We start from the raw sequence: 23,028 nt of genomic DNA, 5'->3' as shown, positions 1-23,028 counted from the left end.
TGCTCGTCGTGCTGGGGCGCGCGATCCGCGTCGTGCCGCAGGCGCGGGCGGGTGTGGTGGAACGGCTGGGCCGCTACCACAAGACCCTTCTGCCCGGCCTGAACCTGCTCGTGCCCTTCGTCGACCGACTGCGCCCGCTGCTCGACCTGCGCGAGCAGGTGGTCTCGTTCCCGCCCCAGCCGGTGATCACCGAGGACAACCTCGTGGTCTCGATCGACACGGTCGTCTACTTTCAGGTGACGGACGCCCGCGCTGCGACCTACGAGATCGCGAACTACCTCGTCGCCGTCGAGCAGCTCACGACCACCACCCTCCGCAACGTGGTCGGCGGTCTGAACCTCGAGGAGGCCCTCACCAGCCGCGACAACATCAACGGGCAGCTACGGGTCGTGCTCGACGAGGCGACCGGCAAGTGGGGCATCCGCGTCAACCGCGTGGAGCTGAAGTCGATCGAGCCCCCCCACTCCATCCAGGACTCGATGGAGCAGCAGATGCGGGCGGAGCGGAGCCGGCGCGCGCAGATCCTCACGGCCGAGGGCACGAAGCAGGCCGCGATCCTCCAGGCGGAGGGCGCCCGGCAGTCGGCCATCCTCGAGGCCGAGGGTGAGGCGAAGGCCCGCGTGCTGCGCGCCGAAGGCGAGGCGAAGGCCATCACCACGGTGTTCGAGGCGATCCACGCAGGGCGGCCCGACAGTCCCCTGCTCGCCTACCAGTACCTGCAGATGCTGCCGAAGATCGCGGAGAACCCGTCGAACAAGCTCTGGATCGTCCCGTCGGAGCTCACGGAGGCCCTGAAGGGCATCGGCAATGCGTTCGGGCGAGGGATCCCCGACCTGGCGGCCCCGGCGGCGCCCACGGCGGATTCCCCGTCGTCCGTCCGGCCGCCCGAGCCGACCGCGGCGAACGGCGTCCAGCCCCCCGTCCCACCCGCCGCGACCTGAGGTGACGCGTACCGCCTACTTCGACGGTCCGCTCCCCCGGATCCTCGCCCACCGCGGGCTCGCGGTCGCAGCACCGGAGAACTCGCTCTTCGCGTTCCGCGACGCGCTGCGGCTGCCTGGCGTCGTGCTCGAGACCGACGCGCGAGCGACGGAGGACGGCGTCGCCGTCCTCGTGCACGACCCGCAGCCGGCCGGCTGGGCGGCGCCGGTCGCCCGGACCGTGCTCGTCGACGTCATGGACCACCACCCCGGGGTCACGACGCTGACGGCGGCGCTGACGAGCTTCCCCGAGGCCCGTTTCAACATCGACGTCAAGGACGGGCGGGCCGCGTGGCCGGTGGCCGCGGCGATCCGGTCGGCGCACGCCGAGCACCGGGTGCTCATCACCTCCTTCCGCGAGGCCCGACGGCGGGCGACGCTGCGGCGGCTGCCGCCGGTGGCGACATCCGCGTCGGGCGAGCGGATCGCGCTGGCCGTCGCCGGGCTGCGGCTGCGCTCGCGCCGGCTCGTCCGGGCGGCGCTGGCGGGCACCGACGCCGTGCAGATCCCCGAGCGGCTCGCCGGGCTGGACGCGACGACCCCGGCCGTTCTCGACCTGCTGCACTCCGCGGGCGTCGAGGTGCACTTCTGGGTGGTGAACGACCCCGACCGCATGCGCGAGCTCGTGCGACGGGGAGCCGACGGGATCGTCACGGACCTGCCCGACCTGGCGGTCGGCGCCCTCCGCTGACGGCGCCCCGCGGGGTGCCGGACGCATGAACGGGCTCTGGGAGAGGTCTGAGAATCACCGAACCTGGGAAGGCCCTGCTCCGAAGCCCCGTTATACCGGAGGATCGGGGAACGAGAGGGGAACATCGATGGCGGATCGCAGTCTGCGTGGCATGCGGCTCGGCGGGCAGAGCCTGCAGAGCGAGGAGGGGGTCGTCTTCTCGGAGCGGCAGGTGCGCGAGTACCGGGCGTCCGACGGCGGCACGTTCTCGGTGACGTTCGCGGCCGACGCCGAGATCCCGGAGCGGTGGACCAACGCGAAGAGCGGCCAGGAGGGCAAGCTGCTCGACGAGGACGGCAACCTCGCCGACGCGACGGTCAAGGAGACCAAGCCGCCCCGCACCCACTGGGACATGCTGCTCGAACGGCGCACGCGCGCCGAGCTCGAGGAGCTGCTCGAGGAGCGCCTCCAGTACCTGCGCGCTCGCCGCGGCAAGACGGGCGACAAGAAGGCCTCCTAGCAGGGCCGACCTGCACGATCCGGCTCGCGCTCGCGTCAGCCGCGGGCGCGACGGCGGACGGGGCGGGCGAGGAGCGCCAGGAGCAGCGGCAGCAGGCCGCCGAGCACCGCGATCGCCGCACCGAGGCCGACGCCGAACGCGACGGCCGGGGTGATGCCGATCGCGAGCGGCACCGCCTCCGTGCGTACGACCGACCGGAACGGCGGGGCGGCGGCGAGCGTCGTCCCCGTCGGGTCGATGAACGTCGTCGAGGCGACGGTCGACACGCTCACCACCGACCGGCCGGTCTCGATCGCCCGGAGGCGCGCGATGGCGAGCTGCTGCTCGTTCTCCTCGGTGGTGCCGAAGTCCGCGTTGTTCGTCTGCGCGACGAGCACGCGCGCGCCGTCGGCCACCGATCCGACGATGAGGCCGTCGTCGACGATGTCGAAGCAGATGTCGACGCCGATGGGCACCGTGCCCACCTTCAGCACCGACGAGCGGGTGCCGGGCGTGTAGTCGCGGCCGATCAGCTTCAGCAGGTCGGGCGCGAACGGCGTCCAGAAGGCGCGGTCCGGCACGTACTCGCCGAACGGCACGGGATGGACCTTGTCGTACACGCCGGCGAGGCCGCGGTTCGCCTCCCACAGCAGCGAGGAGTTGTAGTACTTCCCGTTCCGCGTGGTGATCGCGCCGGTGAGCACGGGGGCGTTCTTCAGCAGGGCCACGGTGTTGAGCTGCTGCAGGATCGACGGGTTGGAGAACGGGTCGTTCTCACTCGTGCCCTCCGGCCAGACGATGAGGTCGGAGCCCGCGGTCTGCGCGCGCAGCGTCGCCTCCGCCGTCGTCGCGAGGTTCGCTTCGGGGTCGTTCTTCGGATCGAAGTAGCCGGCGTGCGTGTCGGGCTGCACCGCCGTGATCCGCATCACTCCGGCCTCGCTCGGGCGGAACGGCGGGATCGCGAGGAGCAGCCCCGCGGCGGCCGCGACGGCGAGGAGGCGCGGGACGAGGTGCTCCAGCGGGCGCGGACGCTCGACGGGCGCGAAGCCGCCCCGCGGCTCGACGAGGCAGGCGACGGTCAGCGCGGTCAGCCACGCGAGGACGAACGAGAGCCCGGAGAGGCCGAACCATGCGGCGAGCGGGGCGAACGGGCTCGTCGACTGGCTGAGCGCCATGCGCCCCCAGGCGAAGCCGCCGTAGGGGAAGGTGCCCGCGACGACCTCGCGGGCGGTCCAGGCGGCCGCGACGAGCAGCGGCGTGACACCGACCCGGCCCCACCGTGAGCGCCACAGCAGCGGCACGGACCGGTACACGAGCGCGATCAACCCGCCGCCGAGCCCCATGAACAGCGCCTCGAGCGACCCGAGGGCCAGCAGGGGCGCCGCGCCGAGGAACAGCGTCACCCAGCCGATCATCGAGAACCAGAAGCTGAGGCCCCCGGCGAACCCGACGAGCAGGCCGCTCCAGAACCCGCGCCCACGCAGAGCCGCGAGGAGGCCGCCCACGCCGACGAAGGCGAGGATCCAGACGTTCGGCGACGGGAACGCGAACGAGTAGACCCATCCGGCCAGGATCGACAGCAGCAGCGCCGGCAGCAGCGGGAGGCCGAACGGCTGGTGCGCGTCCCGGAGGTGACGGCGGCCGCCCGACGGGAGACCGCGCGTCATCCGACGCTGCTGTACGCGACGATCCCGCGCCGGATCGCCTCGAGCGCCTGACGGGCGGTGCGCGCGACCTGGCCGTCGGCGACCTGGGACACCTGGTCGAGGAGGTCGATGACCTGCTTCGTCCAGCGCACGAAGTCGCCCGCCTGCAGGTCGGCCTCGCGAAGCACGGGGTCGAGCCCCCCGCCGCGGGCCCACCGGTGCATCGCCGAGCACAGTCCGACGGACGGCGGATTCGAGCCCGGCAGGTGGTGCGACCGCTCGAGATCGTCGAGCCGCTCCCAGAGGCCTTCGAGACGGTTCCAGGCGTCGCGGAACGGGCCCTTCGGCAGCCATCGCTCGTCGACGACGCCCTCCTCGCGCCGCGCCTCGAACACGAAGGTCGTGGCGAGCGCCGCGGCCGCCGGTGCGTCGAGCCCCGACCACACGCCCCGGCGGAGGCTCTCCGCGAGCAGCAGGTCCCGCTCGCCGTAGATCCGGGCGAGCATCCGGCCGTGCTTCGTGAGCACCACGCGCCCGTCGTCGACGGCGCGCAGGTAGTCCTCGCTGATCAGCACGTCGGTGACCCGGTCGAAGATGCGGGCGACGGCGCCGGTGCGGGAGGCGATCTGCTGCTGCAGGTGGTCGTTCTGACGCTTCAGCCGCCACCAGCGCTCCGCCCACCGCGACAGCTCCTCGCGGCGCGGCGAGGTGTGCGCCGGATGCGCCCGCAGGCGGCGGCGCAGCCCCTGGAGCTCGCGCTGCCGCCGCTCTCGTGCCCGCGCGGACTGGTCGGCGGGCTTCACGCCCGCCTTCTCGAGATCCGAGATCTCGCGGCGGATCGCGGCGTACTCGGCGACGTCACCCGACGCGCCGGTGTCGTCCTGCATCGCCCGCTCGTAGCCGGCGAGGGACTCCTCCTGCTGCCGCACCTTGCGGGCGAGGTCGACGACGGCGCGGTCCGCCTGGAACTGCGCGAAGGACGACTCGAGGATCTCCCGCGTGCGGTCACGGCCGAACCGCTCGATGAGGTTGACCGCCATGTTGTAGGTCGGCTTGAACGACGAGTTCAGCGGGTAGGACCGGCGGGAGGCGAGGGACGCGATGCCCTGCGGATCCAGGCCCTCCTGCCAGCAGATGACGCTGTGCCCCTCGACGTCGATGCCGCGACGTCCTGCGCGGCCGGTCAGCTGGGTGTACTCCCCCGGCGTGATCGGCACCCGGGCCTCGCCGTTGAACTTCTCGAGCTTCTCGAGCACGACGGTGCGGGCGGGCATGTTGATCCCGAGCGCGAGGGTCTCGGTGGCGAACACCACCTTGATCAGCTTGCGCTGGAACAGCTCCTCGACGACCTCCTTGAACGCGGGCAGCAGGCCGGCGTGGTGGGCGGCGACGCCGCGCTCGAGGCCCTCGAGCCACTCCCAGTAGCCGAGCACGGCGAGGTCCTCGTCGAGCAGGGTCCGGCAGTGCTCGTCGACGATCGCGCGGATCTCCTCGCGCTCCCACGCCTCGGTGAGCCGGATGCCGTCGCGCATCGCCTGCCGCACGGCGGCGTCGCAGCCGGCCCTGCTGAAGATGAAGAAGATCGCCGGCAGCAGGTTGTGCTCGCCGAGCATCGCCACGATGTCGCTGCGCGGCATCCCGAACCGCTGCGGCTTGCCGCCCTTCGCGTGGTAGCGGCCGACGTCCTGCATGCCCCGGGAGTTCAGCGTGCGGCCGCTGGAGCGCGCCATCTGCGCGAGCTCGGGATTGACCCGCGCCGCTCCCCCGCTGGCGGGCTGGGTCGAGTCGAAGAGGTCGACGAGCTTCGTGCGCATGAGCACGTGCTGCTCGAGCGGCACGGGCCGCTCCTCGGAGACGATGACCCGGGTGTCGCCGCGCACCGCGTTCAGCCAGTCGCCGAACTCCTCCGCGTTCGACACCGTCGCGGAGAGGGAGACGAGCCGCACCCGCTGCGGCAGATGGATGATGACCTCCTCCCACACGGCGCCGCGGAAGCGGTCCGCGAGGTAGTGCACCTCGTCCATCACCACGTACCGGAGGTCCTTCAGCAGGTCGCTCTCGGCGTAGAGCATGTTGCGGAGCACCTCGGTCGTCATCACGACGACCCGGGCGCGCGGGTTCACGGACGTGTCGCCGGTGAGCAGGCCGATGGCGTCCGGCCCGTAGAGGTCGACGAGCTCGCTGTACTTCTGGTTCGACAGCGCCTTCATCGGCGCCGTGTAGAAGACCTTCTCGCTCGGGGTGCCCATCGCGAGGAACACGGCGAACTCGGCGACGATCGTCTTGCCTGCGCCGGTGGGCGCCGCGACGAGCACGCTCTCGCCGTCCTCGAGCGCGACGCAGCTCGCGACCTGGAACGGGTCGAGCTCGAAGGACAGCTGGTCGCGGAACGCCTGCACGGCCGGATGCCCGGCGCGCTGGCGCGACGCGGAGTACCGCTCCGCTGGAGTGAGGGTCACCGCGGAGCCCTACAGCGCGGTGAGCTCGGCGTCGGCCCGACGGTCCACCCGGCGGTCGTGGAGGTACGCCACGCCGACGGATCCGAAGTACAGCGCGATCAGCGGCGCTGCCAGCAGGAGCATCGAGATCACGTCGGCCGACGGGGTCGCCAGGGCCGTGAACACGATGGTGACGAGGATCGCGATGCGCCAGCCCTTGAGGATGGCGCGGGCGCGGATCACGCCGGCGAAGTTCAGCAGGACGAGGAACACCGGCAGCACGAAGGCGACGCCGATGATCAGCACGAGGCGGAGCACGAAGTCGAGGTAGGTCTTCGCGTCGACGAGGGTCGCGTCCTGCGTGCCCGCGAACCCGGTCATCAGCTCGACGATGTGCGGCACGAGCAGCCAGCCCGCCGCGCACCCGATGAGGAAGAGCGGCACGGCCGAGAAGAAGAAGCCGAAGACGTACTTCTTCTCCGTGCGCGTGAACGCGGGCGTGATGAACGCGAAGATCTGGTACAGCCAGATCGGGCTCGACACCACGATGCCGAGCACGATCGCGATCTCGAACTTCACGTCGAACGCCGACGTGATGCCTGTGAAGTTCAGCTTGGAGAAGCGCTCACTCGCCTTGCCGCCCGCGAGGAGCGGGTTGCGGAGGGCGTTCAGGACGAGATCGTTCAGGAACCATCCGGCGACACCGCCCACGAGGACGCCGAGCGCGGCGCGCATGAGCCGTTTGCGCAGCTCGATGAGGTGCTCGACGAGCGGCATCCGCCGCTCGGTGTCGCGGACGCGCGTGGCCTCGGCCACGCGGCTCAGCTCCGGCGGGAGCCCGGCGTGCGCGAGTCGGAGTCCGAGGGCGGCTCAGCCGTGTAGTACACGGGCTCCGCGTCCTCGTCCCGTGCGTCCTTCGCGCGGTCGGACTTGCTGTCGGCGCCGACGTCCTTCATCTCCTTGCGAAAGACCTTGACGGACTGCCCGAGGCCCTTCGCGAACATCGGGAGGCGCGTCGCGCCACCGAAGAGGATCAGCACCACGACGGCGATGATGACGATCTTCCAGAAACCGAGGTCGCCGAGGAATGGCATCGGATGCTCCTGTCCGGCCCGTCGTCGGGCCCGCTCGCGGCTGAGTCTAAACCGCGCTCGACCTGATTCGGTGCAGCTTCCCTACCGGTTCGGTCACCGGTACTGCGCCGCGCCCGCCGCCGCCCACTCCGCGACCGTGCGCCTGGCCTCCTCCGGCTCGATCACCTGGACGAGCCCAGACCGCTGGGTGACGAGCCGCTTCAAGCCGTGGAGGTGCGCGATCCGGAGGCGCGTGCGCACCCAGCCGCGCCGCTTCGCGGGCTCGAGGACGGGCCGGTCGCCGAGGTAGTCGGCGAGCATCGGCAGGGCGGCCTCGGCCAGCTCGATGACGACGGTGAGGTCGCGCTTCGAGGGCTGGAAGATGCGCTCGGGCAGCTCGATGCCGTCGGGGCGCTGCGGCTGGGCGCCCTCGTCGATGACGACGTCGGCCATGCGGTCGAGTCGGAACGTGCGGAGCGCCTTCCGCGCACGGTCCCAGCCGCGGAGGTACCAGGACTCGTCGACCGACTCGACGCGCAGGGGCTCGACGGAGCGCTCCTCCCGCTCGCCGCGCCCGTTCAGGTAGTCGAAGCGGAGCACGCGGCCGTGCGCGATCGCATCGCGGACGAGCCCGAGGCGGTCGTCGGCCTCGCCCTCGACGCCGACCGCGGCCGGCGCGGTGGCCGAGGCGCGGGTCAGCTTCGCGGTGAGCGTGGCGATCGTGGCCCGGTCGGCGTTCTCGGGCAGCGCGGACAGGTACTGGAGTCCCGCGATGAGGGCGGCGGCCTCGCGGGCGGAGAAGCGCGGCGAGTCGTCGATCGCGACCTGGTGCGTGATCGCGATCTCGTCGTCGGTCTCGAACCGGTCCCAGTCGATGTCGAAGAGGTCGCCGTGCTGGTACTGGCGGCTGTCGCCGGGCACACCCGAGACGGCGATGAGCTCGACGGCCTCGCGGATCCGCTGCTCCGGCACGTCGAAGTGGGCAGCCGCCTGGCCGACCGAGACGCCGTCGTTGTCGAGCAGGTACGGCACGAGGGCGAGGAGGAACGCGAGGCGGTCCTGCACGCGTTGCGGCTGGGCGTCAGCCATCGTCGTCCCCGTGGGCCGCCGCGACGGCGTCGAGCCGCTCGCGGACGGCGTCGACGAGCGCGGGCGGCTCGTGCACCAGCACCTCGGGCCCGAACGACGCGAGCTCGTCCGCGATCACCTGGAGGTCCGTGTAGTGCAGCGTGAGCCGGCCCTCGTCGTGCGCCTCGGCGCGACGGCCCAGGCGGGCGGCCGCGTCGGTACCGGGCTGCACCGTCACGGCGGCGAGGTTCCTCGCGGTCTCCCGGCGGAGCGACTCGAGGGCCTCCGCCGCCGGATCGCCGTCGGGCGCCGGGAAGGCGGTCGCGGTCTCCTCGACCTGCCCGACGATGCGGCTGAGCAGGAAGGTCCTCGGCTCCCCCGTGCGCTGGTCGGTGCCGTAGACGTGCCAGCGGCCGCCGAACTGCACGAGCGCGAGCGGCGCGAGCCGGCGCTTCCTGGTCTGGGTGTCACCCGGCTTCAGGTACCCGAACCCGACGACGTGGTGCCGCTCGATCGCGCCGGACAGCGGATCGAAGGCCGCGTCGCGCGCTCGCAGCCGGGGCGCGTAGCCGAGCAGGGGCTCGTCCGAGTCGATGCCGAGCGAGCGCAGCTTCATGAGGGCCCGCCGCGACTCCCCCGACAGCGAGCCCTCCCGCCACGCGAGGGCGGCGAGGTTGAGCAGCGCGATCTCCTGAGGCGTGAAGGTCACGTCGGCCGGGAGGTCGTACGCGCCCTTCGGGATCCGGTAGCGGGTGAACTGCGAGGCGCCCTGGTCGGCCGGGAGCTCGATGGACTCGAGCGGCACGCCGAGGTCGCGGACGTCCTCCTTGTCGCGCTCGAACTGCCGCTCGAGGCTCGCGTTGTTGCCGCCGGGACGGTACCGCTGGCGGTAGCCCTGGACGCTCGAGAGGACGTCGGCCTTCGTCAGGCCCGTCTCGGTCGCGAGCAGGGCGAGCACGAGGCTGAAGAGCCGCTCCTCGTTGGAGACCGGAACAGCCACGGCGTGGTCACGCCTTCCCCAGGATGTCGACCACGAAGACGAGCGTCGCGCCGCCCGGCACCGTGCCGTTCCCGGTCTTGCCGTACGCCTCGCTCGGCGGGAGCACCGCGAGGACCTGCGATCCGACGCGCTGCCCCTCGAGGGCGGACACGAAGCCCTTCACGACGCCGCCCGAGCCCGTCTTCAGCGGCAGGTCGACCGGGGCGCCGTTCCGCCAGGTCGAGTCGAAGACCGTGTCGTCGCTCCAGAGCACGCCGGTGTAGTGGACGACGGCCGTGTCGCCGCGCTTCAGCACCGGGCCGGAGCCCTTCTTCAGGTCGGCGACCTCGAGCTTCGTGGGCGCCGCCTGCGCCGGGATGGAGATGCCGGGCCGGCCGTCCGGACCGAGGACGACCGCGGGCAGTCCGCCGGACATGACCTGGTTCGCCCCGTTCGCCCGGGCGAGGTAGGTCTTGCGCACGTCGGCGACGATCACGATGGAGTCCGAGCTCGTCACGGCCGTGCCGAGGGTGCCGGCGGCGAACCCCTCCTTCGGTGGGATGACGGCCGCGAGCCGCTCCCCCGCCCGCGCGCAGAGCAGCGCCTTGCGCAACCCCTTCGACGGCAGCTTGCTGCTCACGACGACGTTCGCCGGACCCGTTGCGCCGGTCGGATCGGCCTTGCCGGTGTAGTCGGTCTTCGAGACGACGGCGCCCGTCGTGCCGTCGAGGATCGTGAGGTCCGCGACGAGCTCCTGCCCGTTCACGACGCCGCTCCCCGATCCGGGGATCAGCGTGCTCACCTCCGTGCTCGAGACGTGCAGCGGGGTGTCGAAGCGGATCGAAGGCTGGGTGCCGAAGGCGCCGCTCGCGGTCACCGAGCTGCTGCCGGCACCGGCGGTGGCGCCCGGCGTGCAGCCGCCAGGGCCGTCCGCGGAGCAGCCGGCCAGACCGGCGGTGACGAGTGCGGCGGAGGCGAGGACCGCGGCGAGACGGAGCGGACGGGTCAGCGGCACGCCCAGCATCCTGCCAGATCAGTCCGGGTCGGCCGCCTGCGCGGCTCGCGCCCCGGCGATCTCGGCGGCCTGCCTCGCCGTGCGGCGGAGGCGCTTCGGGCTCTGCTCGCGCACCTCCAGGGCACCGGGCGTCCACGCCTCGAGGTCCTCGTCCGAGAAGGAGTCCTTGGATGCGCGCCGCTGCTGCTCGGGGGCCACGGCGCCCGGAGCGAGCCGGCGAGCGGTCACGAGGAAGCCGGTGTGGGCCACCATCCGGTGATCGGGGCGCACCGCGAGTCCCTCGACGTGCCAGCCGCGCACCATCGTCTCGGTGGCGAGCGGCTCCGTGAAGTCGCCCGACTCGCGGACCCCCTCCACGAACCGGCTGAGCTGCGGCACGGTCGCGACGTAGGCCGTGACCACGCCGCCGGACGCGAGGCTGCGGGACACCGCGGGAACGCATTCCCAGGGCGCGAGCATGTCGAGCACGACGCGATCCGCCGCATCGGCCTCCCCGGCGTCCAGCACGGGCACGAGGTCGCCGACCGTGAGCCGCCATCGCGCCGGCGTCTCGCCGAAGAACCCGGCGACGTTGTCGGCCGCGATCGTCGCGAACTCCGCGCGGCGCTCGACCGAGTGCAGCGATCCGCTCGGACCGACGCCGCGGAGCAGCCAGAGGCTCAGCGCGCCGCTCCCGACGCCGGCCTCGACGACGCGGCATCCCTCGGCGATGTCGCCTGCGGCGAGGATCTGGCCGGCGTCCTTCGGGTAGACGATCGCGGCGCCGCGCGGCATCGACATGACGTAGTCGGTGAGCAGCGGCTTCAGCGCGAGGTAGACCGTGCCGTCCGAGCCGGTGACCACGGAGCCGTCGGGCTGCCCGAGCAGGGCGTCGTGGGCGAGGGAGCCCCGGTGGGTCGTGAACACGGCGCCCGGCTGCAGCGTGATCGTGTTGCGTCGCCCCTTGTGACCGGTGAGCTGCACCCGGTCGCCCGCCCTGAAGAGGCCGGTCACGCGCGGGCCGCCGTACGGGCCGTGACGGCGGCCAGGTCGCCGAGGGTGCGCCCGCGGAGGGTCGGCCAGAGCGTCCACGCGTCGCCCTCGGCGAGCGGCACGGTGGCCGGCACGCCGATGGCCGCCGCCCCCGCGGCGACGGCGGACGCGAGGCCGGGCGCCGAGTCCTCGATGGCCACCGACGCCCGGATGTCGACGCCGAGGCCGGCTGCCGCGCGCTGGTACGGGTCCGGATGCGGCTTCGGGTGGGCGACGTCGCTGCCGGAGACGACGAGGTCGAACGCGGGGAACGGGATCGCACGGGCGACCGTCTCCGCCATCCGGCGGATCGACATGGTGACGAGCGCGGTCGGCACGCCGGCGTCGCGCACCTCGGCGAGCAGCTCGAGGGCGCCGGGACGCCAGGGCACGCGCTCCCGGAGCCGGTCGAGCACCGAGTCGGTCAAGGTGTCCACGATCGTGGGCACGTCGAGCTCCGCACCGTTGTCCTGGAGCACCCGCGCCGCGTCCTGCAGGCCGCTGCCGACGAGGGTGAGTGCCTGCGCGTGCGTCCATGGGCGGCCGAACCGGCCGAGCAGCGCGATCTCCGCCGCCATCCAGTCGGGCTCCGTGTCGACCAGCGTGCCGTCCATGTCCCAGAGCACGGCGGCGGGCAGCGGAGGCGTCGGCACGAGGGACCACGATAGCCACGCGGAGAGCGAACACTCGGGGGTGCCGTCGGGGCGCGCAATAGTCTGGAGCGGACCCGGCCGCTCGGGCCGGAGTCGACCGAGAGAAGCGCCCTTGCCCATGACGAAGCGGTTCCAGCGCGGACGGATCCTCGTGGTCGCGTTCGAAGGCTGGAACGACGCCGGAGAGGCGGCGACGAACGCGGTGCGCATGGTCCGCGACGCCATGCCCCTCGTGCCGGTGCTCGACATCGATCCCGAGCTGTACATGGACTACCAGTTCAATCGGCCGGTCGTCGGGGTGGACGAGCACGGCGAGAAGCGCATCACGTGGCCCGGCGCCACGATGTACGGGCCCGCCCGGCGCTCCCGCACGCGCGGGGTCGCGCCAGAGGCGCCGGCGCCGGAGGAGCGGATCGACCGCTCGAACCTCTTCGTGCTGCTCGGCACCGAACCGTCGCGCAGCTGGCGCGGCTTCGTCGCCGAGATCGTGGACGCGGCCCTCGTGGCCGACGTCGAGGGCATCGTGATGCTCGGCGCGATGCTCGCTGACGTGCCGCACACCCGGCCGATCTCCACGTTCGCGTCGAGCGAGGACGCCGAGGTGCGGGGCGACCTCGACCTCGAGAAGAGCACCTACGAGGGGCCGGTCGGGATCCTGTCGGTGCTCTCGGACTCGGCCGCCCGCGTCGGCATCCCCACGATCTCGATCTGGGCCTCCGTACCCCACTACGTGCACAACGCCCCGTCGCCGAAGGCGACGCTGGCGCTCCTGGAGCGGCTCGAGGGCGTGCTCGACATCCACGTGCCGCGCGGCGACCTCGAGTCGGAGGCGAGCGCCTGGGAGAGCGGCATCGACGCCCTCGCGAACGACGACGAGGACATGGCCGCGTACATCGAGCAGCTCGAGAAGGCCCGCGACACCGTCGACTCCCCCGAGGCGAGCGGCGAGGCGATCGCCCGCGAGTTCGAGCGCTACCTGCGCCGCGGGGACGGGCCGCAGAACCGCGACGACACCCCGCCCTGGCGCCCCGGCAGCTGACCCGCCGTCCGAGCGACTGACCGTCGTGCAGGTTCAGCGCCCCTCCGTCGCTGCTGAGCCCAGTTCCGAACCTGTACGCGGCCGGCGGACCTGCATCCGGGCGGGGCACTCGCTCCTCCCCAGCCACGCCGGCGATGTCCTGCGGTCGACGGATGCACATGCCGGTGTTGCGAGGGCGCCGCTGCCCGCATCCTGCGCGCATGGTCCGGTTCTGGACGACCGCCGAGCTCCGGGCGAACGGCTGGTCGAAGACACGTGTGGCGGAAGCGGTCGCAGCGGGTGTGCTCGTCCCGGGTTCGGAAGGGGCACTTCGCCGATCCGGGTGTGCCGGTCGACGTGGTCCGCGCGGCCAGGGTCGGCGGGATCGCCACCGCCACCACCGCGGGACGCGCACTCGGCCTCTGGACGCCGCGCGACCAGCGACTCCATGTCGCGCTCCCGCTGACCGCGGCACGGCTGCGCGACGCGGACGACGCCGACCGGCCGCTGGATCCCGCGGACGTCGTCCTCCACTGGGGGAAGCGGGTTCCGCCTCCGGCGCAGGTGCCGACCCGGATCGCGCCGCTCCTGCTCGTGCTGGAGCACGCGCTGCTATCGCTGCGGCCCGAGCTCGCGATCGCGATGATCGACTCCGTACTGCATCTCCGCCACGCACGGCTATCGGACCTGACGGTGCTGCGGACCGTTCTCCCGGCGCACCTCGGCGTGGTCGTCGCCCGGGCGGAACCGCGCTGCGAGTCGGGGCTGGAATCGGTGGCCTGCTACTTGCTGCGAGCGGCCGGGTACCGGGTCGAGGTGCAGGTCGTGATCCCCGGTGTCGGGAGGGTGGATCTGCTGGTCGAGGGACGGTTGATCGTCGAGCTGGACGGCCGCACCTGGCACGACGATCCGATGGCCTTCGCACGGGACCGGCGCCGCGACGCTGCTTCCGCCGCGTCGCGCTACCGCACCCTGCGATTCGACTCCGGGCAGGTGCTGCACGGGTGGCCGACGGTGCTCGCCGCGGTCGCCGCCGCTCTCGCGTAACGCCCGCGTGCAGGTTCGGCGGCCGCCCGTGCCGGTATCCGGCCGTTCGAACCTGTAGCCGGGCACAGAACCTGCACGCGGACCTGCGCGCGGTCAGGAGCGGGGCTTCAGCCGAACCGTCGGCAGCTCCGGCGCGGGCAGCACGTCGCGCCAGGCGTCCGGATGAGGGCCGAAGCGCCCGTCCGCGTGCCCGGTGGTGCGCTGCGCCTCCACCTGGCGCTGCCAGTCGGCTCGTGCGGCGACGATCTCGTCGTGGTTCCGGCCGACGAAGTTCCACCACATCACGACCGGTTCCCCGAAGGGCTCGCCGCCGAGCACGAGCACCCGGGCGGGCTCGTCGTGGGCCTCGAGCACGAGCTCGTCGCGGCCGTCGGGCAGCGCGATGAGCTGCGACCGCTCCACCCGGACGCCGTCGACCGTGACCGAGCCGAGGTCGACGAGCACGCCCACCTCGTCGTCCGGGTCGAGCGGGGCCCGCCAGGTGGTGCCGGCGGGCAGGCGGACCTCTGCTCCGAGCAGCCGCGTGTAGGTCTGCGGCGTCGCCGTGACCCCGAGCCAGCTGCCGAGGAACACCCGCACCTCGGCGCCGTCGACCTGCAGCACCTCCGGCACGAAGTGCTCGAAGGCGCGGTCGCCCATGCGGGCGCCGTCGGGCAGCGCGACCCAGAGCTGCGCGCCGTGCACCCGCGTGGTCGCCGGGGTGGAGTACTCCGAGTGCGCCACGCCCGCCCCCGCAGTCATCAGGTTCACCTCGCCCGGCTTGACGACGGCGACGGTGCCGGCGGTGTCGCGGTGCTCCACCTCGCCCTCGAACAGCCACGTGACGGTCTGCAGCCCGATGTGCGGGTGGCCGGGCACCCGCATCCCCGCGGAGCCCGGCTGCACGTCGTGCGGTCCGTAGTGGTCGAGGAAGCACCATGCGCCGATCAGCGACCGGCGCCGCTGCGGCAGCGTGCGCTGCACGAGCATCGCGCGCGGGCCGCCGAGCGGCACCTCGCGGGGCAGCAGCACCTGCGGCTCGTCGCGGCGCCCGTTCCCGTCCGGTCCCGCAGGGCCGCCCTCGCTGAGCACGGGGTTCCGCTCGGTCACGCTCACAGCCGGAATCCTCCCACCATGGCGCCGTTCCGGAGTTCCTGGGCGACACGCCGTGGCGAGGGCTTCGGAGGAGGCGTGTCGCGCGGTTTCTCCGGATCCGCGCGTTCGTCAGTAGGTCAGCAGGAGGTCCGTCAGGACCTTCGTGCCGAAATCGAGGGCGGCGAGCGGGACGCGCTCGTCGACGCCGTGGAACATCGCCGGGAAGTCGAGGTCGCCCGGCAGCTGCAGCGGCGCGAAGCCGTAGCCGCGGATGCCGAGCTCCGACAGCGCCTTGTTGTCCGTGCCGCCCGACATCAGGTACGGCAGCACGGGTGCGCCGGGGTCGTGCTCGCCGAGCAGCGCGATGATCCGCTCGACGAGCGGTCCGCCGAACGGGTTCTCGAGGCCGACGTCGGTGTGCACGGTCTCGATCTCGATGTCGGGGCCGACGAGCGCCCGCACCTCGTCGAGCACGGCCTGCTCCTCGCCGGGCAGGGTGCGGATGTCGACGAGGGCGGTCGCCGTGTCGGGGATGACGTTGTGCTTGTACCCGGCGGACAGCAGCGTGGGGTTCGTGGTCGTGCGCAGCGTCGCGAGGATGAACCCGGCCGCCGTGCCCGATTCGAGCACCACCGCATCCGGGCCGACGGCCTTCGGGTCGAGGTCGAGCAGCCGCCCGAGCTCGTCGACGAGCGCCCGGGTGGTCTCGGTGAGCCGGATCGGCCAGTCCCGCCGGCCGATCCGGGCGACGGCTTCGGCGAGCTTCGTGATCGCGTTCTCGCGGATCAGCCGGGAACCGTGGGCGGCGGGCCCCCTGGCCGTCAGCTTGATCCAGACGAGGGCCTTCTCCCCTGTCTGGAGCAGGTAGGCGCGGCGGCCGTGCAGGTCGAGCGACCAGCCGCCGACCTCGCTGATCGCCTCGGTCGCGCCCGCGAAGAGCTCCGGGTGGTGCTTCACGACCCAGTGCGAGCCGAGCACGCCGCCGGCCTCCTCGTCGGCGAAGAACGCGACGACGAGATCGCGGGCCGGGCGGCGCCCGGATCCGAGGATCGTGCCGAGCGACGCGAGCATCATCGCGTCCATGTCCTTCATGTCGACCGCGCCGCGGCCCCACAGCATCCCGTCGCGGACCTCACCACCGAACGGGTCCACCGACCAGTGAGCGGGGTCCGCCGGCACGACGTCGGTGTGACCGTGCAGCACGAGGGCGGGGCCCGGCCGCTCCCCCTCGACCCGGGCGACGACGGACACCCTGCCGGGTTCCGGCTCGAAGGCCTGCGTCGTCAGGCCGAGCCGCTGCAGCTCCGCCTCCAGGTAGCCCGCCGCCTCCGCCTCGCCGTCGCTGCGGCCGTCGCCGTGGTTGACGCTCGGGAAGCGGATGAGGTCCTGCGCGAAGCGGGCGGTCCGGCTCAGCTCGTCGGTCACCCGTTCACGCTATCCGCCCCGACCTTCAGGACCGGGTGGCCGCCCGGGCTGCGAGGTCGAGGGCCAGCGCGACGACGGCGGCCGGCTGCTCGTGGGGCAGGTGGTGCGCCGCCCCGTGCACCTGCTCGATGCGGATGTCGGCCGCGTGACCCTGCCACCCGCCGAGGAACGCCGGGCGGGCGAGCGGGTCGTCGGCGCCACCGGCGACGACGGTGGGCGCCGCCAGCCACCGGTCCCGGTAGGTACCGGCGACGATGCGCATCGCCTCGGGCAGGATGAAGCGGCGGTAGAGCGCCGAGGCCGCCCGCGCGCGAGCCGGCTGCCGCAACGGACCGATCAACTCCTCCAGGTCCTGCTCGGTCCAGGCGTCACGCCTGGCGGCGTACCCGACCAGGAGGTGTCGCGCCAGGCGCCGGCTGCGCGCCCGGAGCAGACGCGGGCCGAGCCCCCGGCGCCGCGACCACCCCCTGGAACCAGAGCCGCCACATCTCGGCGGCGAGCGCCGTGGAGAGCCTGGCGTACGGGTGCGGCGTCGCAAGGGAGAGCACGGATCGGACGCGGTCGGGCCGGTCGAGCGCCAGAGCGAACGCGATGAGGGCGCCCCAGTCGTGCCCGACGAGGTGCGCACGGTCGATGCGGAGCTCGTCGAGCAGCCCGGCCACGTCGGCGAGGAGCGTCCGCCGGTCGTACCCGTGGGCGGGCGCATCGGTCGCGCCGGTGCCGCGCAGATCGGGACAGATCACCCGGTACCGCTCGGACAGAGGGCCGAGGACGTGCCGCCATGACCACCAGGATCCCGGGAAGCCGTGCAGGAGAAGCATCGGCTCGCCCGCTCCGGCCTCGGCGACGTGCATGCGCAGGTCATGGACCCGCACGAACCGGTGCTCGACCCCGGGGAGGCGCGGGAGCCCGTCGAGATCCGCAGGAACGACCATGTGCGGAGGGTACTACTTCCGTAGTGAACCGGCACTACGAATATAGTTCCGGCATGTCGACGACACGGGAACGTGCCCTCTCCGCCGCGACCGAGATCCTCGGGGAGCAGGGGGCGCGGGCGCTGACCCATCGGCGCGTCGACGAGCGCGCCGGGCTCCCCGCCGGCTCCACCTCGAACTCGTTCCGTACGCGGTCGGCGCTCCTCGCCGGGGTCGTCGAGGCCCTCGCTGCGCAGGACGCGGCAGGTGTTCGGGCGTCCCTGGTGCGCACGTCGCCCCTCGAGCTCGTGGACGCCTGCTGCATGATGCTCGAGACGACGGCGGTCGAGCACGCGACCGCGACGGCGGCGCGGCTGACCCTGTTCCTGGAGGCCCGGCGGGATCCCGCCCTCACCGCACCGCTCGCCGTCGCCGCGGCAGGTCTGCGTGCGGCGCTCGTGGGCGCGCTCGCGGACCTGGGCGCCCGCGACCCCGAGGTCGGGGCGGATCTCCTCGTCGCGTGCCTTGAGGGGCTCATCCTGCACCGCATCACGCGGGCCGACAGCGTCCAGGCGCGTCCGGTGCTGGAAGCCGCGGTCGGCGCCGCGCTCCGGTGACGCCGACCACAGGGCCGAGTCACGGGTCAGCCGCGGAACGGACCGGGCCTCGGCTGCGCCACCCCGTCGACCACCACGTCGAGCCGCTCCGCGTAGACGCCGAGGAGGCCCTGCACGTCACGCCCGTCGGAGAGCGGGTGCTCGTAGGTCCAGAACAGGTCCTCGAGGAGGCGATCCCGGACCCGTGCCGACCCGTAGGTGGCCCTCCCCTTGTAGGCGCACGCGGTGCTCGTCTCGCTGGCCTCGAGCGGCACCCGCACCGCGTCGGCCGGCAGGTACCAGCGCACGGGCAGCATCGTCTCGGCGAGGAGACGGGCCCGATCCGTGTCGACGACCACCTCGCCGTCGAGCGACATGACGACGTGCTGACGGGTCGGGTGGACATCGATGCGGTGGAAGGGGTCGCGCGGGTGCGCCGGCTGCTCGCTGCCCTCCTCGAACCAGGTGAGCGCGTCGAAGTCGATCGTCACGAAGCCCGCGAGCGCCTCGTCGTGTATCCGGAACGCCGCCACGGCGTCGCCGTTCCCGGTGCGGATGCGGACGGTCTCACCGGCGGCGGTGTGGGCGTCGAACGCGACCGTCGGATCGAGCACCGGCCGGCCCGACTCGGCTCCGGTCAGCGGGCGGGGCGGACCGGCCGCCTCCACCGTGCCTCGCACGTCCCCCTCCGGCACCGCGTAGACCGGGGTCACGCGCCGGGGCTCCCACACCAGTCGCACCCTGCGGGAGTCGACGACCGTGTGGGATCCCGCGATACCGCGGACGTGCCAGGGCGACGTCGCCACCCGGAGCTCACGCAGATCTCGTCTTGCCCGGGTCTCCAGCAGCACCGCCATCGGCCCATGCTGGCACCGTACGGTGCTGCCGGAGCGCCGACCTCGACTACACGTCGCTCGAGCGCTTCCAGAGGTTGATGCCCCCGTCGACGGCGTGCTCGTCGATCGCCGCGATCTCGCCGTCGGTGAAGACCGTGTTGCGCACCGCGGCGAGGTTGTCGTCGAGCTGCTGCACGCTCGAGGCGCCGATCAGGGCGCTCGTGACGCGACGGTCGCGCAGCACCCACGACAGGGCCAGCTGGGCCAGCGTCTGCCCGCGCTGCCGCGCGATGTCGTTCAGCGCCCGGACGTGGCCGAGGGCCTCGTCGGTGAGCATCGACCTCATGGAGTCGATGCGAGCCGCCCGCGAGTCCTCGGGGATGCCCGTGAGGTAGCGGTCGGTGAGCAGCCCCTGCGCGAGCGGCGAGAACGCGATGACGCCGATGCCGAGCTCGTCGGCGGTGTCGAGCAGGCCGTGCTCGATCCAGCGGTTCAGCATCGAGTAGGACGGCTGGTGGATGAGCAGCGGGACGCCCATCTCCCCGAGGATCCGGGCCGCGTCACGGGTGCGCTCCGGCGAGTAGCTGGAGATGCCGGCGTAGAGCGCCCGACCCGACTGCACGGCGGTCGCGAGGGCGCCCATCGTCTCCTCGAGCGGCGTCTCCGGATCCGCGCGGTGGGAGTAGAAGATGTCGACGTAGTCGACGCCCATCCTCGTGAGGGACTGGTCGAGGCTGGCGAGCAGGTACTTCCGCGACCCGAAGTCACCGTAGGGGCCCGCCCACATGTCGTACCCGGCCTTGGTCGACAGCACGAGCTCGTCGCGGAACGGCTTGAAGTCCGCGGCGAAGATCGAGCCGAAGTTCGACTCCGCGGATCCGTAGGGCGGCCCGTAGTTGTTGGCGAGGTCGAAGTGGGTGACACCCGAGTCGAACGCGCGCCGCAGCACGGCCCGCTGGGTCTCGAGCGGGGTGCCGTCCCCGAAGTTGTGCCAGAGGCCGAGGGAGATCTCGGGCAGCTTGAGACCGCTGCGTCCGGTGCGGCGGTAGGGGAAGTCGTCGTAGCGCGTCGAGGCGGGTTCGTAGGCCATGGAAGGAGCCTGGCACGGCGCGCCCGGGTGCCTCCGCAGGGGTCCGGATCCGGTGGAGGGCCCGTGCTAATGTCTTCCTCCGGCGCCGCGAGGCGCTCCCTGTCCGGGTGGCGGAATGGCAGACGCGCTAGCTTGAGGTGCTAGTGCCCTTTATCGGGCGTGGGGGTTCAAGTCCCCCCTCGGACACCACGGAAGAAGGCCCCGTCGCGACCGCGGCGGGGCCTTCTCCCGTTCGTCGTCAGGCGTTCGCCGGCACGTCCGCGGGCCAGCGCAGGAGCGCCGCTGCCGGTTCGCCGCCGAGGTCCGCCGAGCGGGCCAGCAGCACCGTGGCGTCGGTGAGCAGCGCCGAGCGGATGAGCGCCTCGGCCGCGGGCACAGAGGCGATGACGCGGGCGCCGGCGACGTCGGCCTCGTCGGCGGCGATCCACGGCTGGTCGTCGAGCGCCAGCAGCTCGGCGTCGCCGAGCGCGTCGATGTCGAGGAGCAGGGTGTCGGCCTGCGCCTGCCGGAGCGCCTCGACCACGGGCCGCAGCCCGGCGCTCGCGGCGCTGCGCTGCTCCTGCCCGAGCCGGGTGTGCAGCAGGTCGATGACGTCGTGCCGGTCCCGCTCGAGCAGCGCCTGGATCTGGCGCTCCGTGAACTCCACCAGCGCGGACGGGTCCGCGCCGCCCGACCGGGTGTCCTTCGGGAGCTCCACCGCGATGCTGCGGCTGCGATCGGCCAGCGCGTCGAGCAGCAGCACGCGTGCCTTGATGTCGCCGGCGACGACGATGAGGCGTGGCCGGTGCTCGAGCACGAGCCGGTCGATCTCCGCGGACAGCTCCATCTGGGTCTGCTTCCAGATCTCCTCGACGTGCTCCTGCTGGTTCAGGTGGGCCCAACCGCCGCCCTTCACCTTGTGCAGGGTGTCGGTGCGGCCCTGCATCGTGCTCGAGAGCTCCGGGAAGAACGCGCCCGTGCGGTGCACGGCGATGTCGCCGCCGTCCCGGGACACCTGGACGACCAGGTAGGCGAAGTCCTCGACGCCGCTCCGGATCAGGGGCGCGATCAGCGGCACAGGGCCGACCTCGGCCACCTCGCCGCTCGCGGGCGTGCCGGGGATCGCCTCCTCCAGCTGCACCTCGTCGTCGCAGGCGAGCACGTAGCGGCAGAACGGCGCGGGCAGTCCCGTCGGGACGGTGAGGCGCTCGTCGACGGCGGTGACCGCCGCCTCGGACGCCCCGAGCTCGCGCAGCCGGTCCCGGACCGACCGGCGCCGTGACTCCTGCAGCCCCTCCGGGTTCTCCCGGTCGTTCGACAGGTCGAGGTACACGGTCGTCCAGCGGCCCTGCCGCCGTACCGCCTCCGTCAATCGCGCCCGAAGTCCAGCCGTCATGTCGTCGCTCCTTCCCCATCCGGCCGTCGCCGCGGTGTCGGCGAGCAGCCGGTCCTCGAACCTCGACGCTAGGCCGATCCGGGCAGGTGCGGAACACACGCTCACGGCTTTCGCCGCGGCTTCCCAGAGCGATCGGATCCGGTCGTCAGCGGGGCGACGGCAGGGGGCTCGGCGCGCAGGTCGCGTCGGCGGTGCGGCCCGCCTTCCGTGCCGGCAGGTCGCCGCTGTCGAGGTAGCGGGCGATGGTCCCGTCGACGCAGCTGTTGCCCGACAGGGTGTCCGCGTGGCTGAGGCCGCCGGGCTCGGCGAGGAGCCGCGCCCGCGGGAAGCGGGACCGCACCTCGAGGCTGCCCTCGTACGGCGTCGCCGCGTCGAGGGTCTCGTCGACGAGCAGCACGGGCGGTGCCTCCGCGCCGTTCACCCGGACCGGGGTGTGGGGTTTCGCCGGCCAGGTGCGGCACGGCATGTTGAACCACGTGTTCGGCCAGGTCTCGAACGAGGCGGCGTCGTCGATGCGGTCGGCGTCCCGCTGCCAGGTCGCGAACGCCGACGGCCACGACGTGTCCGTGCACTCGACGGCGAGGTAGACGGCGTAGCCGTTGTCGTCGTCCGGGGAGTCGGTCGCCCGCCACTCGTCGATCAGGCGCGTCGGGTCGCCCGCGACGAGCTCCGCCCAGGCACCCGCGATCGCCGGGTACTCGGCGGTCACGTACCCCGCCTCGAGCACGGTGTCGGCGAGCTCGTCCGCGCCGAGAACGCCGCCGGCCGGCGACGACGCCAGCGCTTGCGCCGTCTGCGCGTAGTGCTGCTCGACCTCGGCGGTCGTGGCGCCGAGGTGATAGGTGGCGTCCGCCTTCGCCACCCACGCGAAGAAGCGCTGGACCGTGGTCTGGAAGGCGACGTCCTGATCGAGGTTCGAGGCGTACCAGACCCGTCGCGGATCCACGTTCGAGTCGAGCACCATGCGGTCGACCTTCGACGGGAACAGCGTGGCGTACACCTGCCCCAGGTAGGTGCCGTACGAGTAGCCGTAGTAGCTGATCCGCGGCGCGGCGAGCGCCAGGCGGAGGTACTCCATGTCCTTCGCGGTGTCCTCGGTGGTGATGTGGTCGAGGAGGGCGCCGCCCGCGGTGCCGCACGCCGTCGCGTAGGCGGCGCTCTTCCGCAGCCAGGTGGTGATCGTGGTCGCGGTCGGCGGCGCGAACAGCGGACGGGGGCCGGCCGCGTAGTGGGCGATGCAGCTGAGGCGCGGCGTGGAGGCGCCGACGCCGCGCGGGTCGAAACCGATCCAGTCGTAGCGGTCGCCGACGCGGCCCGGCACCTGGGCGCCGACGGTCGAGAGGGCGAGCCCGCTCACGCCGGGGCCGCCGGGATTCACGAGCATGACTCCGTCGTACGGGGTGACGGTGTGCCGCACCCGGGAGATCGCGAGGTGCACGACCTTCCCGTCCCCCGGCGTCGACCAGTCCATGGGCACGGCGACGGTCGCGCACTGCGCCCGGTCGAGGGCGGGGTCGGAGCAGGCGTGCCAGCCGATGGCCGCGGGCGCAGGCCAGGCGCGCTCCGCCTGCTCCGCGGCGGTGCTGCGGGTCGGCGCGGGCACCGCCCGGGTGCCGCTCCG

The 23,028-nt window shown here is 72.9% G+C and carries 23 protein-coding genes and 1 tRNA gene; 7 read left to right on the top strand and 17 right to left on the bottom strand.

The window, feature by feature from the left end; genetic code table 11:
* From JWQ92_RS06665 to JWQ92_RS06655, 3 genes are all read left to right on the top strand, one after another.
* Positions 1-941 (top strand): SPFH domain-containing protein (locus tag JWQ92_RS06665; protein ID WP_297343686.1); only part of this gene is annotated, 941 nt, incomplete at its 5' end.
* Between the two features lies 1 nt (position 942).
* The gene (locus tag JWQ92_RS06660) at positions 943-1,671 is read left to right on the top strand and encodes a glycerophosphodiester phosphodiesterase family protein (RefSeq protein ID WP_297343685.1); all 729 of its coding nucleotides are present in this window, start codon (positions 943-945) and stop codon (positions 1,669-1,671) included.
* Between the two features lie 127 nt (positions 1,672-1,798).
* Complete coding sequence (locus tag JWQ92_RS06655) at positions 1,799-2,170, top strand: RNA polymerase-binding protein RbpA (protein WP_297343684.1); 372 nt, start codon at positions 1,799-1,801, stop codon at positions 2,168-2,170.
* 35 nt (positions 2,171-2,205) lie between these two features.
* On the opposite strand, the gene lnt is transcribed toward JWQ92_RS06655, so the two are convergent.
* The 9 genes from lnt to JWQ92_RS06610 form a co-directional block, all read right to left on the bottom strand.
* Entirely contained in the window at positions 2,206-3,816 is a 1,611-nt protein-coding gene (lnt, locus tag JWQ92_RS06650; RefSeq protein WP_297343683.1) for an apolipoprotein N-acyltransferase, read from the bottom strand.
* Entirely contained in the window at positions 3,813-6,254 is a 2,442-nt protein-coding gene (locus JWQ92_RS06645; protein WP_297343682.1) for a DEAD/DEAH box helicase, read from the bottom strand. Before JWQ92_RS06645 ends, lnt begins: the two co-directional genes overlap by 4 nt.
* Positions 6,255-6,263: 9 nt before the next feature.
* Positions 6,264-7,049 carry a twin-arginine translocase subunit TatC gene (gene tatC, locus JWQ92_RS06640; protein WP_297343681.1) on the bottom strand — a complete coding sequence of 262 codons (786 nt, stop codon included), beginning with the start codon at positions 7,047-7,049 and terminating at the stop codon, positions 6,264-6,266.
* A gap of 5 nt (positions 7,050-7,054) precedes the next feature.
* Entirely contained in the window at positions 7,055-7,327 is a 273-nt protein-coding gene (locus JWQ92_RS06635; protein ID WP_297343680.1) for a twin-arginine translocase TatA/TatE family subunit, read from the bottom strand.
* A gap of 93 nt (positions 7,328-7,420) precedes the next feature.
* Positions 7,421-8,395 (bottom strand): YafY family protein, encoded by a 975-nt coding sequence (locus tag JWQ92_RS06630; RefSeq protein WP_297343679.1) that lies wholly within the window; start codon positions 8,393-8,395, stop codon positions 7,421-7,423.
* Positions 8,388-9,374: a WYL domain-containing protein gene (locus JWQ92_RS06625; RefSeq protein ID WP_297343678.1), complete on the bottom strand. Its 987-nt coding sequence runs from the start codon at positions 9,372-9,374 to the stop codon at positions 8,388-8,390. Before JWQ92_RS06625 ends, JWQ92_RS06630 begins: the two co-directional genes overlap by 8 nt.
* 7 nt (positions 9,375-9,381) lie before the next feature.
* Positions 9,382-10,368 carry an FKBP-type peptidyl-prolyl cis-trans isomerase gene (locus JWQ92_RS06620; RefSeq protein WP_297343677.1) on the bottom strand — a complete coding sequence of 329 codons (987 nt, stop codon included), beginning with the start codon at positions 10,366-10,368 and terminating at the stop codon, positions 9,382-9,384.
* A gap of 18 nt (positions 10,369-10,386) precedes the next feature.
* A complete protein-coding gene (locus tag JWQ92_RS06615) occupies positions 10,387-11,361 on the bottom strand; it encodes a tRNA (adenine-N1)-methyltransferase (protein ID WP_297343676.1) in 975 nt (324 codons plus the stop codon).
* Positions 11,358-12,032, bottom strand: coding sequence for an HAD family phosphatase (locus tag JWQ92_RS06610; RefSeq protein WP_297343675.1), 675 nt, complete (start codon positions 12,030-12,032; stop codon positions 11,358-11,360). The genes JWQ92_RS06615 and JWQ92_RS06610 overlap by 4 nt, the downstream gene beginning before the upstream one ends.
* 118 nt (positions 12,033-12,150) lie before the next feature.
* On the opposite strand from JWQ92_RS06610, the gene JWQ92_RS06605 reads away from it, so the two are divergent.
* Both JWQ92_RS06605 and JWQ92_RS06600 read left to right on the top strand, forming a co-directional pair.
* On the top strand, positions 12,151-13,071 hold the full coding sequence (locus tag JWQ92_RS06605; RefSeq protein WP_297343674.1) for a PAC2 family protein: 921 nt from the start codon (positions 12,151-12,153) through the stop codon (positions 13,069-13,071).
* Between the two features lie 324 nt (positions 13,072-13,395).
* The gene (locus tag JWQ92_RS06600) at positions 13,396-14,097 is read left to right on the top strand and encodes an endonuclease domain-containing protein (RefSeq protein WP_297343673.1); all 702 of its coding nucleotides are present in this window, start codon (positions 13,396-13,398) and stop codon (positions 14,095-14,097) included.
* A 93-nt stretch (positions 14,098-14,190) separates the two neighbouring features.
* On the opposite strand, the gene JWQ92_RS06595 is transcribed toward JWQ92_RS06600, so the two are convergent.
* The 4 genes from JWQ92_RS06595 to JWQ92_RS06580 all read right to left on the bottom strand — a co-directional run bounded on the left by JWQ92_RS06595 (position 14,191) and on the right by JWQ92_RS06580 (position 17,531).
* Positions 14,191-15,192 (bottom strand): pirin family protein, encoded by a 1,002-nt coding sequence (locus JWQ92_RS06595; RefSeq protein ID WP_297343672.1) that lies wholly within the window; start codon positions 15,190-15,192, stop codon positions 14,191-14,193.
* Positions 15,193-15,300: 108 nt separating this feature from the next.
* Positions 15,301-16,596, bottom strand: coding sequence for a M20/M25/M40 family metallo-hydrolase (locus tag JWQ92_RS06590; protein WP_297343671.1), 1,296 nt, complete (start codon positions 16,594-16,596; stop codon positions 15,301-15,303).
* 25 nt (positions 16,597-16,621) lie between these two features.
* Positions 16,622-16,924, bottom strand: a complete 303-nt coding sequence (locus JWQ92_RS06585) for a hypothetical protein (RefSeq protein ID WP_297343670.1) — start codon at positions 16,922-16,924, stop codon at positions 16,622-16,624.
* A gap of 40 nt (positions 16,925-16,964) precedes the next feature.
* Positions 16,965-17,531 carry an alpha/beta fold hydrolase gene (locus JWQ92_RS06580; RefSeq protein ID WP_297343669.1) on the bottom strand — a complete coding sequence of 189 codons (567 nt, stop codon included), beginning with the start codon at positions 17,529-17,531 and terminating at the stop codon, positions 16,965-16,967.
* A gap of 53 nt (positions 17,532-17,584) precedes the next feature.
* On the opposite strand from JWQ92_RS06580, the gene JWQ92_RS06575 reads away from it, so the two are divergent.
* Entirely contained in the window at positions 17,585-18,127 is a 543-nt protein-coding gene (locus tag JWQ92_RS06575; RefSeq protein ID WP_297343668.1) for a TetR/AcrR family transcriptional regulator, read from the top strand.
* A gap of 26 nt (positions 18,128-18,153) precedes the next feature.
* Here JWQ92_RS06575 and JWQ92_RS06570 read toward each other — a convergent pair whose 3' ends face one another.
* A complete protein-coding gene (locus JWQ92_RS06570) occupies positions 18,154-18,963 on the bottom strand; it encodes a DUF427 domain-containing protein (protein ID WP_297343667.1) in 810 nt (269 codons plus the stop codon).
* A gap of 46 nt (positions 18,964-19,009) precedes the next feature.
* Positions 19,010-20,032 carry an L-glyceraldehyde 3-phosphate reductase gene (mgrA, locus tag JWQ92_RS06565; RefSeq protein ID WP_297343666.1) on the bottom strand — a complete coding sequence of 341 codons (1,023 nt, stop codon included), beginning with the start codon at positions 20,030-20,032 and terminating at the stop codon, positions 19,010-19,012.
* Between the two features lie 101 nt (positions 20,033-20,133).
* Here mgrA and JWQ92_RS06560 point away from each other — a divergent pair.
* Positions 20,134-20,221, top strand: a tRNA-Leu gene (locus JWQ92_RS06560).
* 49 nt (positions 20,222-20,270) lie between these two features.
* Here the strand turns inward: JWQ92_RS06560 and JWQ92_RS06555 are convergent.
* Together JWQ92_RS06555 and JWQ92_RS06550 are read right to left on the bottom strand one after the other, a co-directional pair.
* The gene (locus JWQ92_RS06555; protein ID WP_297343665.1) at positions 20,271-21,407 is read right to left on the bottom strand and encodes a Vms1/Ankzf1 family peptidyl-tRNA hydrolase; all 1,137 of its coding nucleotides are present in this window, start codon (positions 21,405-21,407) and stop codon (positions 20,271-20,273) included.
* 145 nt (positions 21,408-21,552) lie between these two features.
* Positions 21,553-23,028, bottom strand: a 1,476-nt coding sequence (locus JWQ92_RS06550; protein ID WP_297343664.1) for an alpha/beta hydrolase, incomplete at its 5' end; no start/stop codon positions are given.

The sequence above is a fragment of the Amnibacterium sp. genome (genome assembly GCF_025463795.1).
Lineage (GTDB): Bacteria > Actinomycetota > Actinomycetes > Actinomycetales > Microbacteriaceae > Amnibacterium.
The sequence above is the reverse complement of the archived record's forward strand: the minus strand, read 5'-3'. Positions and strand labels throughout refer to the sequence as shown.

Bases quoted from the DNA above. Each gene is read 5' to 3' on its own strand.
- JWQ92_RS06655 (WP_297343684.1), top strand. From the start codon at position 1,799: ATGGCGGATCGCAGTCTGCGTGGCATGCGGCTCGGCGGGCAGAGCCTG.
- lnt (WP_297343683.1), bottom strand. From the start codon at position 3,816: ATGACGCGCGGTCTCCCGTCGGGCGGCCGCCGTCACCTCCGGGACGCG.
- JWQ92_RS06635 (WP_297343680.1), bottom strand. From the start codon at position 7,327: ATGCCATTCCTCGGCGACCTCGGTTTCTGGAAGATCGTCATCATCGCC.
- JWQ92_RS06630 (WP_297343679.1), bottom strand. From the start codon at position 8,395: ATGGCTGACGCCCAGCCGCAACGCGTGCAGGACCGCCTCGCGTTCCTC.
- JWQ92_RS06605 (WP_297343674.1), top strand. From the start codon at position 12,151: ATGACGAAGCGGTTCCAGCGCGGACGGATCCTCGTGGTCGCGTTCGAA.
- JWQ92_RS06580 (WP_297343669.1), bottom strand. From the start codon at position 17,531: ATGGTCGTTCCTGCGGATCTCGACGGGCTCCCGCGCCTCCCCGGGGTC.
- JWQ92_RS06575 (WP_297343668.1), top strand. From the start codon at position 17,585: ATGTCGACGACACGGGAACGTGCCCTCTCCGCCGCGACCGAGATCCTC.
- JWQ92_RS06570 (WP_297343667.1), bottom strand. From the start codon at position 18,963: ATGGCGGTGCTGCTGGAGACCCGGGCAAGACGAGATCTGCGTGAGCTC.
- mgrA (WP_297343666.1), bottom strand. From the start codon at position 20,032: ATGGCCTACGAACCCGCCTCGACGCGCTACGACGACTTCCCCTACCGC.
- JWQ92_RS06555 (WP_297343665.1), bottom strand. From the start codon at position 21,407: ATGACGGCTGGACTTCGGGCGCGATTGACGGAGGCGGTACGGCGGCAG.